The 17,971-nt window shown below is 39.3% G+C and carries 14 protein-coding genes; all 14 read left to right on the top strand.

Annotation, left to right across the window (positions count from 1 at the left end; translation table 11 throughout):
* Positions 1–3: 3 nt before the first annotated feature.
* The gene (locus tag J7K93_04155) at positions 4–987 is read left to right on the top strand and encodes an NAD-dependent epimerase/dehydratase family protein (protein MCD6116187.1); all 984 of its coding nucleotides are present in this window, start codon (positions 4–6) and stop codon (positions 985–987) included.
* A 3-nt stretch (positions 988–990) separates the two neighbouring features.
* Positions 991–2,757 (top strand): glycosyltransferase, encoded by a 1,767-nt coding sequence (locus J7K93_04150; protein ID MCD6116186.1) that lies wholly within the window; start codon positions 991–993, stop codon positions 2,755–2,757.
* 14 nt (positions 2,758–2,771) lie between these two features.
* Complete coding sequence (locus tag J7K93_04145) at positions 2,772–4,607, top strand: hypothetical protein (protein MCD6116185.1); 1,836 nt, start codon at positions 2,772–2,774, stop codon at positions 4,605–4,607.
* Positions 4,604–6,703, top strand: coding sequence for an NAD-dependent epimerase/dehydratase family protein (locus J7K93_04140; GenBank protein MCD6116184.1), 2,100 nt, complete (start codon positions 4,604–4,606; stop codon positions 6,701–6,703). The genes J7K93_04145 and J7K93_04140 overlap by 4 nt, the downstream gene beginning before the upstream one ends.
* A gap of 2 nt (positions 6,704–6,705) precedes the next feature.
* Complete coding sequence (locus tag J7K93_04135; GenBank protein ID MCD6116183.1) at positions 6,706–7,686, top strand: glycosyltransferase family 2 protein; 981 nt, start codon at positions 6,706–6,708, stop codon at positions 7,684–7,686.
* Positions 7,673–8,623 (top strand): glycosyltransferase, encoded by a 951-nt coding sequence (locus J7K93_04130; GenBank protein MCD6116182.1) that lies wholly within the window; start codon positions 7,673–7,675, stop codon positions 8,621–8,623. The genes J7K93_04135 and J7K93_04130 overlap by 14 nt, the downstream gene beginning before the upstream one ends.
* Before the next feature lie 11 nt (positions 8,624–8,634).
* The gene (locus tag J7K93_04125; GenBank protein ID MCD6116181.1) at positions 8,635–9,582 is read left to right on the top strand and encodes a glycosyltransferase family 2 protein; all 948 of its coding nucleotides are present in this window, start codon (positions 8,635–8,637) and stop codon (positions 9,580–9,582) included.
* A 4-nt stretch (positions 9,583–9,586) separates the two neighbouring features.
* A complete protein-coding gene (locus J7K93_04120) occupies positions 9,587–10,717 on the top strand; it encodes a glycosyltransferase (GenBank protein MCD6116180.1) in 1,131 nt (376 codons plus the stop codon).
* Between the two features lie 4 nt (positions 10,718–10,721).
* Positions 10,722–11,648 carry a glycosyltransferase gene (locus tag J7K93_04115; GenBank protein ID MCD6116179.1) on the top strand — a complete coding sequence of 309 codons (927 nt, stop codon included), beginning with the start codon at positions 10,722–10,724 and terminating at the stop codon, positions 11,646–11,648.
* Between the two features lies 1 nt (position 11,649).
* On the top strand, positions 11,650–13,350 hold the full coding sequence (locus J7K93_04110; GenBank protein MCD6116178.1) for a glycosyltransferase family 39 protein: 1,701 nt from the start codon (positions 11,650–11,652) through the stop codon (positions 13,348–13,350).
* Positions 13,351–13,526: 176 nt separating this feature from the next.
* Positions 13,527–14,630, top strand: coding sequence for a DUF1972 domain-containing protein (locus J7K93_04105; GenBank protein ID MCD6116177.1), 1,104 nt, complete (start codon positions 13,527–13,529; stop codon positions 14,628–14,630).
* Entirely contained in the window at positions 14,627–15,616 is a 990-nt protein-coding gene (locus tag J7K93_04100; protein ID MCD6116176.1) for a GDP-mannose 4,6-dehydratase, read from the top strand. The genes J7K93_04105 and J7K93_04100 overlap by 4 nt, the downstream gene beginning before the upstream one ends.
* A 10-nt stretch (positions 15,617–15,626) precedes the next feature.
* Positions 15,627–16,532 carry a dTDP-4-dehydrorhamnose reductase gene (gene rfbD / locus J7K93_04095; protein MCD6116175.1) on the top strand — a complete coding sequence of 302 codons (906 nt, stop codon included), beginning with the start codon at positions 15,627–15,629 and terminating at the stop codon, positions 16,530–16,532.
* 55 nt (positions 16,533–16,587) lie between these two features.
* On the top strand, positions 16,588–17,898 hold the full coding sequence (gene rfbH / locus J7K93_04090) for a lipopolysaccharide biosynthesis protein RfbH (protein MCD6116174.1): 1,311 nt from the start codon (positions 16,588–16,590) through the stop codon (positions 17,896–17,898).
* Positions 17,899–17,971 lie beyond the last annotated feature (73 nt).

Below are 17,971 nucleotides of genomic sequence, written 5' to 3'. Positions count from 1 at the left end.
TGAATGATAAAAGTTTTTGTTACAGGAGCAACGGGGTTTACAGGCGGCCATCTTGCACGTGCACTTAATAAAAAAGGTTATCAGGTAAGGTGTCTTGTCCGGTCAAAAGAAAAAGGTGCCGGGCTTGAATCTCTTGGAATGGAATTAGCTGTTGGAGATTTAACTGATAAGAAAAGCCTTGTTCCTGCTCTTAATGGAATAGATATTGTCTATCACATAGCAGCTGTTTACAGAGAGCAGAATATTCCGAGAAAACGTTTCTGGGAAGTGAATGTAGAAGGCACAAAAAATCTTCTTGAAGCTTCAGCCGAAACCGGAATAAAGAGATTTGTACACTGCAGCACTGTAGGTGTGCAGGGTGAGATAGAGAATCCTCCTGCATCTGAAAATACCAGGTACAATCCGGGTGATTACTATCAGGAATCCAAAATGGAGGGGGAACTTCTTGCTTTGGATTTTTTTAAAAACAGGGGGCTTCCCGGTGTTGTTTTCAGGCCTGTGGGTATTTATGGCCCTGGTGACACAAGGTTTCTGAAACTTTTTAAATTCATAGGCAACAGAAAATTCAGAATGTTCGGATCCGGTAATGTGCTCTATCATCTTACTTATATTGATGATCTTGTTGACGGAATAATTCTTGTGGGGGAAACCCCCGGAGTAGAGGGAGAGATATTTACAATTGCAGGAGAAAGATATACAACCCTGAATGAATTTGTTGAGACAATTGCAAAAGTATTAAATGTTAACATCAGGAAGCTTCACTACCCGGTTTGGCCTTTGTGGCTTGCAGGCGCGTTGTGTGAATTTGTTTGTACTCCCCTGAGAATCTCTCCTCCGGTTTACAGAAGAAGAGTTGATTTTTTTATTAAGGACAGAGCATTTGACATATCAAAAGCAAAGAAGGTGTTGGGATACAATCCTAATGTATCAATTTATGACGGTCTGAAAAAAACTGCAGAGTGGTATAAAAAAGAGGGGCTTATCTGATACATGGATCAGAATCAAACCATAGAAATTCAAAAAGAGCTGTTCAGCAGCAAGGGGAATCTGGCAAAGTACCAGGATCTTGTGCTCGGGACAAAGGGAATATTTAAGCTCCTTAAATATGAAACAATAATAGGTATTGCAAGTTGGATGCCGGGAGCTTTGGGCCTTGTTTTGCGTAAATCCCTTTATCCGAAACTGCTGGGCTCCGCAGGCAGAAATGTTACTTTCGGGCAGAATGTTGTTTTACGCCATCCGGAAAAGATTTTTATAGGAAGCAATGTTGTTATAGATGATAATTGCGTTCTTGATGCAAAAGGAACAGGCAACCATGGAATCTACATAGGTAATGGCGTTTTTATAGGAAGAAATACAATCCTCAATTGCAAGAATGGTGATATAATACTTGAGGACGAAGTTAACATAAGCGCGAATTGCCACATTTTTTCTGCAAGCAGGGTAAGGGTAGGCGCCAGCAATCTGTTTGCAGCATATACTTATCTTGTAGGCGGAACTCATCACTTTGATAATCCCTCAATACCTGTACTGCATCAGAGCCGTTCTTCCGAAGGAATAACCATAGGCCCGGGGGGGTGGCTTGGTGCGCATGTATCTGTTTTTGACGGCGTGAATATCGGCAGGAACGTTATTGTAGGAGCTGGTTCTGTTGTAAATAAAGACCTACCTGATTATGCAGTTGCTGTCGGAAGCCCTGCAAAAGTACTTAAAAAGCGGGAACCGCCTGAGGAGGGTACTCCTCCGGTACCTGTGACAATAGGAATTATAAATTACAACGGTGAGAAAGTACTGGGAAAGACGCTGGATGCAATTTATAAGCAGGATTGTCATGGTATTTCGGAAATAATAGCAGTAGATAATTCGTCAACAGATAACAGCCTTGATGTCCTTAAATCGAAATTCCCCGATGTCAAAATCATATCAATGGAAAACAGAGGGCCTAATCCGTCAAGAAATCTGATTTTAAAAGAGGCCGCGGCTCCGCGGGTACTTCTTGTGGACAATGATATTGTACTTGCACCTGATGCCCTGTCAAAACTGAACATGGCCCTTGATTCAAATCCTGATGCAGGAGTAGCAAGCGCTCAAATTCGGTTTTTTAACAGCCCGGAAAAAATTCAGTACAACGGAGCACATATTCATTTTGCAGGCGGGGCTGTTATGAACAGATTTATGTTTGATGTCCCCCGGCCTGTTGCTGCAGTACCTGCAGGCGCAATGCTTGTTGACAAGGCAAAGGCTGAAGAGATAGGGTATTTTGACGAAGACTTTTTTTACGGATGGGCAGACGGAGATTTTTCTTTCAGAATGACGATAGCAGGTTATCCCTGTCTAAATGTTGCAGGAGCCAGGGTCTTCCATTTGAAAGAGAAAAAAGGAATGCCGTGGGTCTTTTATCAGGTAAGAAACCGCTGGTGGTTTGTACTGAAAACTTACAATCTGCGTACTCTGTTTTTTACTCTGCCTGCAATTTTTCTTTACCAGGGAGCGGTTTTTTTCGGTATGCTTCTCAAGGGGCAGGGCTGGCCTGTAATTAAAGGAGGATTTGCAGCACTATGGTCACTCCCTCTTGTTCTTCGCAAAAGACGTGAGGTGATGAAGATTAAAAGAGTGAGGGATAAAGATGTGTTAACAGGTGCTTCAATAGATCTCATAGGAGAAGGGAGCCAGTCAAAAATCATCAAGATGGGTACTGGTATTATGAATGCAGTTCTAAAAATTTACTGGGTGCTTGTAAAAAGATTTATTAATTAAGGGACATAAAAGTAATGCTCATAGGCGCGGCAGGCAAATCAGCAGTAAGGGATATTAAACCTCGTTTCCAACAACTTGCAAGCGGGGATTTGTTGCATAAAGGCATCTTATTTGAAAAGGATAACCTTTTTATATTTTTTTCTGATAAGGATTCTGCTCTTTCAGGCGATAAAAACAGCCCTGTATTTATTGACGGAGAAATATACTCTGTTAATGGAAGGGATGATAAACTTGATGCGGGAAAGCTATACGAATTATATGAAAATCAGCAGGATGCGATGTGGGCAGGTATAAACGGCGATTTTACAGCAGCAGCCTGGAACAGAAAAGAAAATAAATTAGTACTTGTACGAGACAGAATCGGGGCAGGCACACTGTTTTTTGCCGAGAAAGATGACGGCCTTGTTTTTTCCACTTCCCTTAAAGCTCTTGCAGTTGTTCTTGACAGAACAGGGGAGATCAATTATTCCACACTTTTAAGATATCTTGTTTTTTGCTATAATCCCGGAACGGAAACTTTCTTCAATGGAATAAAAAAAATCCGGCCTGCGCACTATCTTACATGGAGCGATAAAGGGATAAAAGAGAAGCAGTACTGGGATATCAGTTTTACGAATGAAATCAAATCGGAAAAAGATGCAGCTGTGATGATTCGCGAAGAACTTGCAAAAGCTGTAAAACTCCGTTTAAAAGAGCCGGATAAGACAGGCGCTTTCCTTTCAGGCGGGCTCGATTCGTCGAGTGTTGTGTCCCTCCTTGATAAAAACGGGGCTGGCCGTGTATCAACATTTTCATTCAGGTGCAGAGGAGAATCTTTTGATGAGTCTCCATTTGCCAGGATAGTTGCCGATGCTTTTAAAACAGAACACAGAGTGATTGAATACACGCCTGAGAGTGTGCTTAAGGCTGCTTCCATGACAACGCTTATGGATGAACCGTTCAGCGACGTGGGGATAAACATTGCTACATATCTTCTCGCCTCAGAGGCAGGTTCAAAAGTTAAAGACATTTTTACCGGAGACGGAGGGGACGAGCTTTTTGCAGGGCATCCTGTGTACATTGCGGATAAGACTGCAGAGATTTTTTCAGTTATTCCGGATTTTATTCTCAACCCGTTTTTCAGTATGGGCAGGCGGCTTCACGATTCGGAAAAAAAGAAAGACCTTAAAGTCAAGCTCAAACGTTTCTCAGAAAGTTATTTTTTCCCAAAAGAACTTGGCACTCACAGATGGCGTGTCTATTATCAGCCCGGTTCTCTTTCAGATATCGTAGCAGGAGATATTTTTAATTCCGCAGATCCTGATGATGTGTTTAAAGATGTACTCAGTATTAACAGCAGGGCGAAAGCTGAAGATTCTCTCGGCAGATCTTTGTACAGCGATTATCAGACAGTTGTACAATTTTATCTGAGGCGTATGGATGTGGTAAGGGGATTCGGCCTGGTTCCGAGAACGCCGATGCTTGACCCTGAAATAGTGAGCCTTTGCTCGAAAATAGATTCCAAACTTAAGATAAAAGGATTTTCAGACACCAAGTATATTGAAAGAGTTGCAGTTGAACCTCTTCTGCCTTTTGAGATTACACACAGAAAAGATAAATTGGGGCACAGTGTACCTCTTAAAAACTGGATGAGAGATAATAAAACAGTAAATGGTTTTATAAGAGACATTTTATCTGAAGCAAGAATCAGCAGGCGGGGTATAGTGTATTACAAAGCTGTTGAAAAGATGATAAGGGAACATGAGTTAAAACAGTTCAATCATTCACACAGGCTGTGGGCCCTCGTTATTCTGGAATTGTGGTTAGAAAATGTAAATAAAAACTGGAATAAGATCGGAGCGGATAAATGAAAATATTTATGACAGGAGTTTCAGGTTTTCTTGGCCAGCACCTTGTCAAAGCTTTAAAAGAGCAGGGGCATGAGATTACAGCACTCATAAGGCCGACAAGTAATATCAGTCATCTTGATGAGTACAACTTAAATTATGTTATTGGGAATATCCGCGAAACTTCCTGGCTTGATTCGATTAAGGGTGCAGATGCAATTGTACACGCTGCAACATCAAAGGGAGGCCCGTGGGAGAATTTTTACGAAGAGAATGTGCTTTCAACCGAGCGGATTTTAAAAGAAGCGGTAAAACACAAAGTTAAGAGATTTATATTTATCAGCTCTGTTGTTGTATACGACCATTCAAACGTCAAGAACGGATCATCATTTCCTGAGGATTCTCCTTTTGAACAGGAATATACAAATCATTATTCACGTTCAAAAATTGAGGCTGAGAACCTTATAAAAGAGTTTCATGAAAAAGAAGGACTGGAAACAGTTGTACTTCGGCCTGCGGCGCTTTACGGGCCCGGAGGCCTTCTCTATCCCGCACGTCTTGGTATAGCAGCAGGAGCAAACGGATATATAATTGTAGGCAGCGGAAAATCGGAATTGACCCTAACGCATGTTCGTACTGTTGCAGATGCAGTGGCCAAATCACTTACTTGTGAAAAATGTGCAGGTAAAGCTTATAATCTTACTGAAGACAAATCTGTCAGCAAAATAGAGTATCTTAAGATACTGAAGAGTATTTTGAATCCGAAATTTAAAATAATCAGAATACTGTTTCCAATTGTAAAGGTTCTAGCGTTTATGCTTAGAAAAATGTTCGGTATAATGGGTAAGGCGGCCCCTTCACGCCTTAGCCCTCAATATCTTAAATTATTTACACTTTCCCTTAAATATCCAAATACACGTGCAAAAGAAGATCTGGATTGGGTGCCGGTTCCTAATGTCAGAGAAGCTGTTAAAGAGGTTATGGAGTGGCATAAAGATCAGCAGAAACCTGTATGTCATCACCTTGTACCTGAAAAGCGGATTGTAATAAATTCGAAGAAAAAACTAAATGTCGGAATTGTCGGATGCGGTTCATTTTCAAAAACACATCTGTCAATCCTTAAAAAGATTCCAAATGCAAATGTTACTGCGCTTTGTGATACAAATGTTGATGCTGCAAAGAGACTTTCGGAAAAATTCGGTGTTGAAAATATCTATTCCGATTATTTGGAAATGCTTGACAAAGAGAATCTTGATGTTGTTCATGTCGTATCTTCAGCACAGACTCATGCCCCGGTATCAATCGCAGCAATGAAAAAAGGGTGTCATGTACTTGTGGAAAAACCAATGGCTGTTAATGCAGAGGAGGCCGGGGAGATGATCCGCACTTCAAAAGAGAACAATGTTAAACTGTGTGTTGAACATTCTCTTCTTTATGATCCTGCAATGATTGAAGCAAGGGAGATACTGAACAGCGGAGCAATAGGCAATATTGTGCAGGTTGAGAGCTGGTTCGGGACATCCTACAGTTCAAATACAGGCAGCCCCTATCTAAGGTGGCAGGCGAGAAACCACTGGGTTTACGATCTTCCGGGCTCCCTTTTCCAAAATTTTATTTCTCATCCCTTAAGTGTTTTACTTGATATTGTTGATGATGTTTCTGATATTAATGTCTCTTCCGCATATCACAAAGTTGTACCTTTTATGAAGAGTGATGAACTCAGAATATCAATGAAATCCGGTAAAGTTCTTGCATCCATTGTTCTGTCTTTTAATGCAACACCGCGTTTATGTTTCTTAAGGCTCTACGGAACCAAAGGCAGCCTGACTGTTGATTTTATGTACAACACCACTCTCTTAAACAAAGATGTGCCTATGGCTCCCAAGGTTTTAAGCAGAAACATGGTGCTTAAACGCAACGGCAGGAAAATGTATTTTAAAGGATTGAGCAACGAGATAAAGGTGTTTACCGGCAAGCACACGCTGTTTAAAGGTAATGAGATATTAATTAATCTTTTCTATAAGTCAATTTTAGACGGCACGGAAATGCCTGTCAGTCTTGATAACGGCCGTCTCTCTATGGAAATAATGGATTCGGTGTGGAAGCAGGTTGATCTATAAATATGAATTTAACAAATAACATTACAGGCCTTTCAGTTGTAGTACCTGTTTTTAATGAAGAACAGAATGTACCTTTGCTTTATTCCGCAATTAAGAAAGCTGTGGACAATCTTGATTTGCTGACAGAGATAATTTTTATTGATGACGGCAGTACAGACGGAACACGAGATAAACTTAAGGAGATTGCCGCTGCAGATCCGGATTTCAGAGCTATTTTTTTACGTAAGAATTTTGGCCAGTCTGCTGCAATGGCAGCAGGATTCTCAATATCTACAGGGGATGTTCTTGTAACTATGGATGGAGACCTGCAGAATGATCCGGCAGATATACCGAAACTTCTTTCAAAATTGGAAGAGGGCTATGATGTTGTGAGCGGGTGGCGTAAAAACAGACAGGATAAGCTATTTATAAGAAAAGTACCTTCTTTTATTGCAAACAGGCTTATCTGCTCTGTTACCCATGTTGATCTTCATGATACGGGATGTGCACTTAAGGCATACAGAAGGGAAGCAATACAGGGGATAAGGCTTTATGGGGAGATGCACAGATTCCTTCCGGCACTGACAAAAATTGAAGGAGCAAGGATTGCGGAAATACCTGTAAACCATCATGCCAGAAAGTTCGGAAAATCAAAGTACAATCTTACGAGGACATTCCGTGTACTTATGGATTTGTCTTCTCTTAATCTTTTTCTTAAATATCTTCGTGCTCCTTTAAGATTTTTCGGCAAATTAGGTGCGGGAGTTATTGCTCTTGGGATCCTTGCACTTTTATGGTTTCTGTTTCTTTTTGCAGGAAAAACTCTTGATGCTGCTGAGCTTAATATTGTTATTACTCTTGTATTCCTGTTTTTTGTAACAGGACTGCAGTTTTTCTTTTTAGGGCTTGTTGCAAGCCTCATTGTGAAAACAGGGGATAGGAGAGGCCTTACTCTCTCTCCACTTTTAACTGATAAATACGAGGACTGGTATGAGAAAGAGTGACAGTTCCCATGCAGAGGTATCGGTAATAGTTTCAATTTTTAATGCAGAGAAAAATATTGAAGATTTTTACACTTCTTTGGCAGATGCTGTGAAGAGTGTCAGCAAATCGATAGAGTATATTTTTATAGATGATGCGTCTAATGACAGCACTTTTGAAAAGCTGCACATGCTGATGAAAAATGATGATAAAATTCATATTGTTCGTATGCGTTCTACTTTCGGTGAAGCTGCATGCCTTGATGCCGGCCTTAAGTACTCTATGGGAGATATTATCGTTTATATTTCGGGAAGAGTCAATATTGATCCTTACGGCATTCCGGCATTTCTTGAAAAGCTTGACGGGGAAAGTGATCTTGTTGCAGGATGGCGTTCACCCCGCAGAGATTCCGTTCTTAACAGAAGTGTCTCAAAAGTTTTTAATCTTCTTGCAAGCTGGTTTTTAAAGAGGCGGCTGCACGATATCAACAGCGGTATTCTTGTTACAAAAAGAGAAGTGCTTAATAAAATATCATTTTACGGAGATTTGTACAATTTTATTCCTGTTCTTGCTGCAGGGCAGGGGTATAAGGTTTCTGAAGAGAAAATAGCTCAGCTGCCCGGGAGTTTCCGTAATTCCCGTTATCCAAGGGAGTATGTCCAGCGTATGCTTGATATAATAACGGTAATTTTTCTTACCCGTTATTCGAAAAAACCAATTCATTTTCTGGGGTTTGTGGGTTCATTTTTCAGTGCAGCAGGTCTTGCAATTGAAGTTTATCTGTTCATTTACAGAATTCTTGGCATGGGGCCTATTGCAGGAAGGCCGCTTTTAATTCTCGGTGCTCTTTTACTTGTAATCGGTATTCAGATGATATCAATAGGCCTGCTTGGTGAGATGATTATTTTTACTCACGCAGGCGATGTTACTGAATATAATATAGAAGAAATAATTAACTAGCGGGGGGGGTTGTGAAGCTTATAATTCAGATACCCTGTTATAATGAAGAGAGGACTTTGCCTGCAACAATAAAGGCAATTCCCCGAAAATTTGATGGCATTGATATTGTTGAACTTCTGGTAATTGATGACGGAAGTACAGACAGGACTGTGGAAAAGGCAAGAGAGCTGGGAGTAGATCATATTGTACGTCTTACAAGCAACAGAGGGCTTGCAGTCAGCTTTTCGGCAGGCCTTGATTCTTCTCTCAGATTCGGAGCAGATATTATTGTAAACACTGATGGAGACAACCAATACAGAGCTGAGGATATTCAAAAATTAATTGACCCGATACTTGCAGGAAGTGCTGATATGGTGGTCGGAGACAGGGAAGTAATGCAGGTAGAGCACTTTTCATTTATCAAAAAGCTGCTTCAAAAACTGGGAAGCTGGGTTGTTCGGCATATTTCAAATACAACTGTTCCTGATGTAACAAGCGGGTTCAGAGCATTCAGCAGGGAAGCAGCATTAAGGATGAATGTGATATCACAATTTACATATACACTTGACACAATAATTCAGGCTGGTAAAAAGGGTATCCCGATAGCCCATGTATCAATAAGGACAAATAAACCAACAAGGCCTTCAAGACTTTTTAAAAGTATTTTTGCATATATAAATCAGTCAGGTGCAACAATTGCCAGAATTTATGCTCTTTATGAGCCTTTAAAGACTTTTTTATATATTGGCGGATTTATTTTTGGTGTAGGTTTTCTTGTATCTATGAGATTCCTTTATTTTTTCCTTACTCATCAGGGTGAGGGCCATATACAGTCATTGATTCTTTCTGCGGTTTTTATGATTGTGGGATTTCAGGTAGGTATGATAGGATTACTTGCTGACATTATTTCAGCCAATAGAAGACTGATAGAGGAAGTTTTGTATCGTTTGAAAAAGAGTGATATTAAAGGGGATAAATAAAAAAATGCGGATTGTTCTTATAGGCCCGACATTCCCTTTTAGAGGCGGCATTGCTCAGCACACAACTCTCTTGTGGAAATTTCTTAAAAAGAGGCACGAGGTTTATTTTATTTCTTTTAAAAGGCAGTATCCGTCATTTTTATTTCCGGGCAGCACAGACAGAGAACCAGGTAAAATCAGGAAATTTAAAGAGTGTAGTTATATAATAGATTCATTAAATCCTGCGACGTGGGCATATACTGCCGAGAGTATAGTATCATATAAACCGGATATTATTGTTTTTATATGGTGGGTCCCGTTTTTTGCGTTTTGCTGGAAATTTATATCAAATATTGTAAGAAAGCGTATAGGAGTAAAAACTGTTTATGTATGCCATAATGTTCTCCCTCATGAGAACGGGGTTATATGGGAAACAATTACGAAATGGGCTCTGAGATCCTCTCAGGGATTTACAGTGCACAGCGAATCGGATAAAAAGAAATTAATGGAAATCTGTCCGGGAAAAGATGTTGAGGCCCTCCCGATTGCACCTCATCCTGAGCCGGTAATCAAAGGGATTAATAATTACGAGGCAAGGCAATCTCTTGGTATTCCTTCTGATAAGATTGTTTTTCTCTTTTTTGGATTTGTGCGTTATTACAAAGGGTTGGATTTATTAATAGATGCTCTTTCCCTGATTGATAATGAATCCGCACATCTTTTAATTGCCGGAGAGTTTTGGGGTAAAAGAGATTTTTACAATACTCTCATCAAAGATAAGGGCCTGAATAAACAAATAACTATTGTTGACAGATACGTATCCGAGGATGAATTCGAACTGTTTTTTTCAGCTGCTGATGTTGTTGTTCTTCCTTACAGAGATGCAACTCAGAGCGGAGTACCTCAGCTTGCATTTACAATGGGAAGACCTGTAATAGTAACTGATGTTGGCGGCCTTGCCGAGAATGTTATATCTGAAACACATGGCGTTGTAATTGAACCCGATAATGTTGATGCTCTTGCAGAATCAATGAGAGAGTTCATGGCAGGCAAAATAAAAAAAGATTCTGAATTTCTTAAAAATTATGCTTTGGATAGAAAAAACAGAGATTGGAACGGAATGATAGATGCAATTGAAACATTGGCAGGAAAATAGAGAAATGCAGATAAAAAATAATAATAGTGTAGCACCGGAAATTTCCATTGTTATTCCCTCTTATAAATCAGGAAGGGATCTATTTCTTTGTCTTGAATCTGTTATGAATCAGACAATAGATATGCCCTATGAAGTTATAGTAGTTGACAGTTCACCTGAAGATATTACACAGGATGTGAAAGAGTGTTTCACAGAGGTAAAAGTTCTGCATCTCAACAGAAGGACTCTGCCTGGCCTTGCCAGATCAGAGGGCGCGCGTTTGGCTCGCGGCAGTTTTGTGTTCTTTATTGATAGTGACTGCATAGCAAGCCCTGACTGGCTGAAATTACTTTGGAAAAAACTGCAGGCAGGATACAAAGCAGCAGGAGGGGGTGTTGCAAATGGCACTCCTGACAGTTATGTGGGTACTGCGGAATATCTGCTTGAATTTAATGAGATGAATCCAATGGCAAAAATGGGAGACGTGGGAGCTCTGCCTTCATGTAATTTATGTGTAAGTAAAGATTTACTTGAGAGTGTCGGATTTTTCCCGGATTTTATGAAGGGTGAAGATACAATACTTTGTGATAATATTGTGACATCCGGATACAATATTTATTTTTTACCGGATGCATCAATAACTCACAGAAACAGAACAGGGTTTAATCATTTTATTAAAAATCAGGTTGCTTTGGGAGAAGGTGCAAATGAGACGCGAAGAAGGACAAAACGGCATGGATATTTTCTTCTTAAATATCCTCCTTTAATTGTGTTTATTCCTGTTTACAGAACTTTGATAATAAGCAAACGGTTAGTTCAGTCAGATTATAAACTGTTTTTAAGCTTTATTTTTCACTATCCCTTGATATTTTTAGGATTAATAGCGTATACCTGGGGATTTATCCGCGGGCCTTACAGGTCCGGCCTTTCAACAGAAAAGGGGAGATTATGACATGGATTATCAATCAGGCGAAAAAATAAATAAAGACAAGTTCAGATACTGGATTATTCTTGCTGTAATTTTGGCTGCTGCATCATTTTTAAGATTATCTCATTTGGGAAGGCAGAGCTTTTGGGTTGATGAAATCAATGTGTATTATGCAGCACAATCTTTTAATGCCGGCGAAGGCTTGAATATGCCTTCAGGGTTTTTATACGGCCGGGCACCTGTTTACACTTATTGCGCAGCGTTATTTTCAAAAATAATCGGACCGGGAGAAGTTGCAACAAGGCTTCCTTCCGCAATTTTCGGAATACTCGGTGTGTGGTTAATCTATGTTATCGGTGCAAGGATGTTTGATCGAAAGACGGCTCTTGTAGCTGCTCTGCTTCTTGCATTTTCGCATTTTGCAGTAGGGTGGTCAAGAACAGCAAAGATGTATACTATGCTGCAATTTTTAACATTGGCCGTTGCGTACTCTTTTATTCTCGGGTTTGAGCCTGAAAAAGGCAAAAAGAGATTTCTGATACTGCCCTCCATTGAGAAAAAATGGGATTTTTCCCTTATCTGGATAGCAGCAACATTGCTGCTCGGTGCGTATACATTTTATAAAGTTCACAGAATATTTGCAATTTTTATTTTAGGGCTTTTTGTGTACGTTTTGGTTATGGCCGTTATCAAATTTATTTTTTTAAATGGAAGAGAAAGATTTTTTAATAAATATATGTTAATATCTGCCGCTGCTATAATTTTAACTGCAGCTGCAGTTATCTTTATACCATGGATAAGGGCAAACCTGAAGTATTATCTGGCATATACACCTGAATGGGTAAAAGGAGATGTGGGCGCAAAGTACAGACTGCTTCTTTTTGATTTCATTATGTCAGTTTACAGATTTCCAATGGGTGCGTTATTTTTTGCAGGTGCAGTACTTGTAATATTCAAGGGTAATAAGAGAGGCATATTTTCTTTCATACTGTTTACATTCCAATTGTTCATGCTGTCATTTGTTTTTACTCACAGAGTCCCTATGTATCTCTTTAATGTTTATCCCTTCTTCATATTTCTTGCAGCATATTCTCTTGTATGGTTTGTGAAAACAGCCTCTGTTGAGTCTGAGAATTCCGTGAAAAATGAAATAAAAATGAGGGTTAAGAAGTTAGCACCCTATCTTAGATATTTGATTTCTCTCTCAGTGGCAGTTGTTTTTCTTGTTTCACCGTGGATGAGAATCAGCCTCAATATTCCTAAGATAGAAGACGGAAAAACAAATATGGCAGTAACTCCCGGTGAATGGAAGGCGGCTGGAAAGTATCTGCGTGAAAATATGCAGAAAGGAGATATTGTTATTTCAAATCTTCCGCAAATAAGCTCGTTTTACTGCCCTGCTACTGATTATACTTTGAATTTCGGGTTGCTTCGGCAATCAATGAGATTCAAAGACGCAAACAAGAACGGCAGATGGGTGGATATATACGAAGGAGTTCCATGTATTGAAAATCTTGAAGATTTGAAAAAAATTATTAGTACTCATAAAAGTGGCTGGATTGTTCTTGAAAAATATCTTTTTAATACAGATGCCTATACAAGCGGTGAAATCCGGGAATATGTTAAAAATCATTTTGAAAAACCGATTGAAACAAAAAATTACAGCCTTTTAATCTACTCGTGGGGAGAGGCAGCAGACAAAGGCGGAAATACTGAAAAGAGATAAGTCGTTTCTTTTAATCTGGCGGAGAGTCTTGTTAATTACCGGATATGGAATAAATGTCCGGCTTGCAAGATTTCCGGGCCCTGCTGTATAAAGTATCAGGAAAAGAAATAAATACTGGAAAAAATACAATAATTGACTTAAAGCTGGCATAAGAAAGAGGGCAGGAGTAAAGAAGAATGCGTATAGCAATTCTGGGTACACGAGGTATTCCGGCGAATTACGGAGGATTTGAGACTTTTGCAGAAGAACTTTCAACACATCTCGTAAAAAGAGGACATGATGTTACTGTTTACGGACGGTCACACTATATATCAAAAAATCAAAAGTTTTACAAAGGAGTAAGAGTTATTGTAACTCAGGGTGTCAGGCATAAATATTTTGATACACCTTTTAATACGATATTGTCAACCATACATGCTTTTTTAAAAAAGTATGATGTTGTTTTATATTGTAATAGTGCTAATGTGTTATTTACGTTACCGTTCAGGCTAAAAAGCACTCCGGTTGTTTTAAATGTTGACGGATTGGAGTGGAAACGTGAAAAATGGGGTAAATTCGGAAGAGCAGTATATAGAATATCTGAATTTTTATCAACATTTGTACCTGATTTTATTGTGACAGATGCAAAAGAGGTGTGCAGTTATTATAAAAGAAAATTTAATAAATCCAGCTTGTTGATTCCTTATGGCGCTCATATTGGAAGGGAATCAAGCACTGAAGCACTGGACCGTTTTGGAGTAATGCCCGGTAAATATCTGCTCTATGTGAGCAGATTAGAGCCTGAAAATAATGCTCATGTTGTTGTAGAAGCATTTGAAAAAGTAAATACGGATTATAAGTTGATTATTGTTGGTGATGCACCTTACAGTACAGAATATATTAAAAGATTAAAGAGTACAAAGGATAAAAGGATCATTTTTACAGGATATGTTTTTGGGAAAGGCTACAGAGAATTTCAGTCACATGCTTTCGCCTATATTCAGGCAACAGAAGCAGGCGGCACTCAACCTGCACTTGTCGAAGCAATGGGGAGAGGCAGTTTTATTCTGGCTAATGATGTAGTGCAGCACAGAGAAGTACTTGGCGAGACAGGAGTATATTTTAATGTGTCTTCCGTTGAGACTCTGACGCAGAAAATGCAATACTATATAGATCATCCGGAAGAGGCAGATCATTTGCGGTCTGCTGTTGTAAAGCGTGTTAAAGAAAAGTATTCATGGGATGCAGTAACCTCTCAATACGAAACATTGTTTAAAAGGATAACCGGGAGGAGAACATAGTGTATAATTGGTACAAAGGTAAAAATATCGCAATTACAGGAGGCCTTGGGTTCCTGGGAAGCAATCTTGCTCATGAGCTTGTTTACCTTGGGGCAGATGTAACTCTTATTGATTCAATGCTGCCGTTATACGGAGGCAATCTCTTTAATATCAACGGTATTGAAGATAAGGTAAATATTAATTTTGCTGATATACGAGACGAGGGCGCAATGAGGGCTCTTGTCCGGAATAAAGATGTAATCTTTCATATAGGAGGCCAGACGAGCCATGTTGACAGCATGACGGATCCTCTGCTTGATGTTGATATAAACTGCAGGGGAAATCTGATTTTTCTTGAAGCCTGCAGGCAAGTTAACCCTGATGTAAAAATTGTTTATGCAGGTACCCGCGGCCAATACGGTGCAGTAAGTACAACTCCTGTAACAGAAGATGCACAGCTTTCACCTACGGATATATACGGTGTTAATAAAAATGCCGGTGAAAAATATCATATAATATACCATAAAGTACATGGAATAAGAACAGTATCTCTCAGAATATCAAATACGTACGGACCCAGGCATCAAATGAAACATGGCAAGTACGGTATTCAAAATTGGGTAGTGAGACTTGCACTTGATGATGAGACAATTACTATTTACGGAGATGGGTCACAGCTTAGAGATTTTAATTTTATAGATGATGTTTCCCGTGCTTTCTTGATGGCAGGTGAAATTGACAGAAGTGACGGACAGATATACAATCTCGGCAGCGGCGATCCTATATCTTTCAGACAAATGGTGAAAACCGTTATTGAAATTGCAGGATCAGGCAAGCTTGAATTTGTTGAATGGCCTGAGGACAGAAAGCTCATAGAAACAGGAGATTACGTAGCTGATTTCAATAAAATACATGATGAACTGGGTTGGAGACCTAAAACCCCGTTTAAAAAAGGTATGGAGAAAACAATAAATTTCTATAGAAAATTTAGAGAACACTATTGGTAGAGATGTTTTAATGTCCGGGAAAATATTACTTGTTACAGGGGCAAACGGTCTGCTTGGTGCCAAGATTACAGAATTAGCTGCAGGCAGATTTCAAGTCGTCGCCACAGATATGCAGCCAGCGTATCGTGTTGATGTTCCGGGTGTCAAGTATATTCAGGCAGATATTACAGATAAAAAACAGTGTGAAGCACTTGGAGCAGCTTATCCTGATTATGTGATTCATACAGCTGCGTATACTAATGTGGATAATTGTGAGAAAGAGCGTGAAAAAGCATATGAAGTAAATGTTAAAGGGACAAAGAATATTGCATCATTGTGTGTACAATCTGAAAGTAAGATGATTCATCTTTCTTCCGATTATGTTTTTGATGGCAAATCAGGGCCTTATACGGAAAACGACATAACAAATCCGGTAAGTTATTACGGAAAAACCAAGTTGGAAAGTGAGATAAAAGCAGCTTCAATAATTGATAATCTAATAATAGCACGAACAACTGTACTTTATGGTTTTTCTTCAGGGGCCAGAAAAAATTTTGTGACATGGGTGGTGGAACAGCTTTCAGCAAATAACAGCATTAATGTGGTTGCTGATCAATTTGGCAACCCGACTCTTGCTGATGATCTTGCCGAGGCATGCCTTCTTTTATGTACGGCAGACCTGCATGGAGTGTACAACACTGTGGGCAGTACATGGATTAGCCGTTATGAATTTGCCCTGGAAATTGCAAGTGTGTTTGATCTGGACAGGTCGTTAATAAATAAAGTAATAACTTCTGATTTAAAACAGCAGGCTGAACGTCCGTTAAAAGGGGGGCTTTTAACGGAGAAATTAGAGAGGGATACGGGCTTTTGTTTTTCATCTGCAAGAAAAGGCCTTGAAAAAATAAAACAACAAATGATAAATTATCACAAATAATTATAGTGTTTCAGATAAGGAAAGCTGTAAATTGTTTACGGAGGATTAAATGAAAATTGATGATATAAGAGATCAGATTAATGGGCTCTTAACTGATTTTATTGAAGAAAAAGAGAGAATGAAGAGCTTTACTCCTGTAAAAAACAAAGTGCAATATGCCGGGCCCGTATACGGAGCAGATGAAATCAAAGCAATGGTTGGTTCAATACTTGACGGCTGGTTCGGTGTTGGCAACCAGGCGCGCAAATTTGAACAGGAATTTGCATCCTTTCTTGGTACAGGAAATACGCTGGTAACAAATTCCGGATCGTCTGCAAATCTTATTGCTTTGTCTGCTCTTAAATCCAATGAATTCAGGAGAAAAATTGAACCTGGTGATGAGATAATTACACAGGCAGTTACTTTCCCTACTACTTTTAATCCTATTGTTCAAAACGGATTTACTCCGGTTCTGGTTGATGTTGACCTTGGTACTTACAATCCTGACATTGAACAGATTGAGCGTGCAATTTCTCCTAAAACAAAAGCCATTGTCATTCTGCATCAGCTTGGCAACCCTAATCCTATGTCAGAAATAATGGCATTAGCAAAGCAACATGATTTAATAGTCATTGAAGATACTTGTGATGCGCTTGGGTCAAAATATGACGGTAAGCTGGTTGGTACTTTCGGAGACATGGCAACATTTTCATTTTATGTCGCACATCATATGACTATGGGAGAAGGCGGCGCGATTGCAGTTAATGATAACGGGTTAAATTTAATCTGCAGGTCAATTCGTGATTGGGGGAGGGCGTGTGCATGTCCTATTTGCGAGGTTGTAAAAAATCCGGATAAACCATGCCCTTTTAAAACAAAAAGCGGTATTCTTCCTGAAGGATATGATATCCGCTATGTTTATACAAATATAGGATATAACTTAAAACCGATGGAGTTCCAAGCTGCAATGGGAAGAGTGCAGCTGAAGAGAGTTCCTGAATTTATTGCAAAAAGGAATGCAAATTTTAAACAGCTTTATGACACCTTTAAAGATTATGAAGAGTTCTTTATTCTTCCTGAATCTTTACCGAAAGCAGAACCTGCATGGTTTGCATTCCCGCTTACAATTCGGAATAATGCTGTTTTTACACGCAGGGATTTCCTTTCATTTCTTGAACAGAGGAATATTGAAACGCGCCTCTTTTTTGCAGGAAATATTATACGTCATCCGGCCTATCTGGGCCTGTATTTTAGAACGATCGGAAATTTATCAAATGCTGATAAAATTTTACGCGACAGCTTTTTTATGGGTATTTATCCGGGTATTACTTCTGAGAAAATGAATTTTGTGACAGCGAGTGTAAGAGAGTTTATGAAGAAATTGTGATGCATTTCGGATAGCATAATTTTCTTGATTTTATAAATATCAAGTGATGCGGCAGTGTATACTTTTGTAAATA

This window comes from bacterium (assembly GCA_021158245.1).
GTDB lineage: Bacteria > Zhuqueibacterota > QNDG01 > QNDG01 > QNDG01 > QNDG01.
This window is presented reverse-complemented; position numbering and strand designations above follow the sequence as displayed.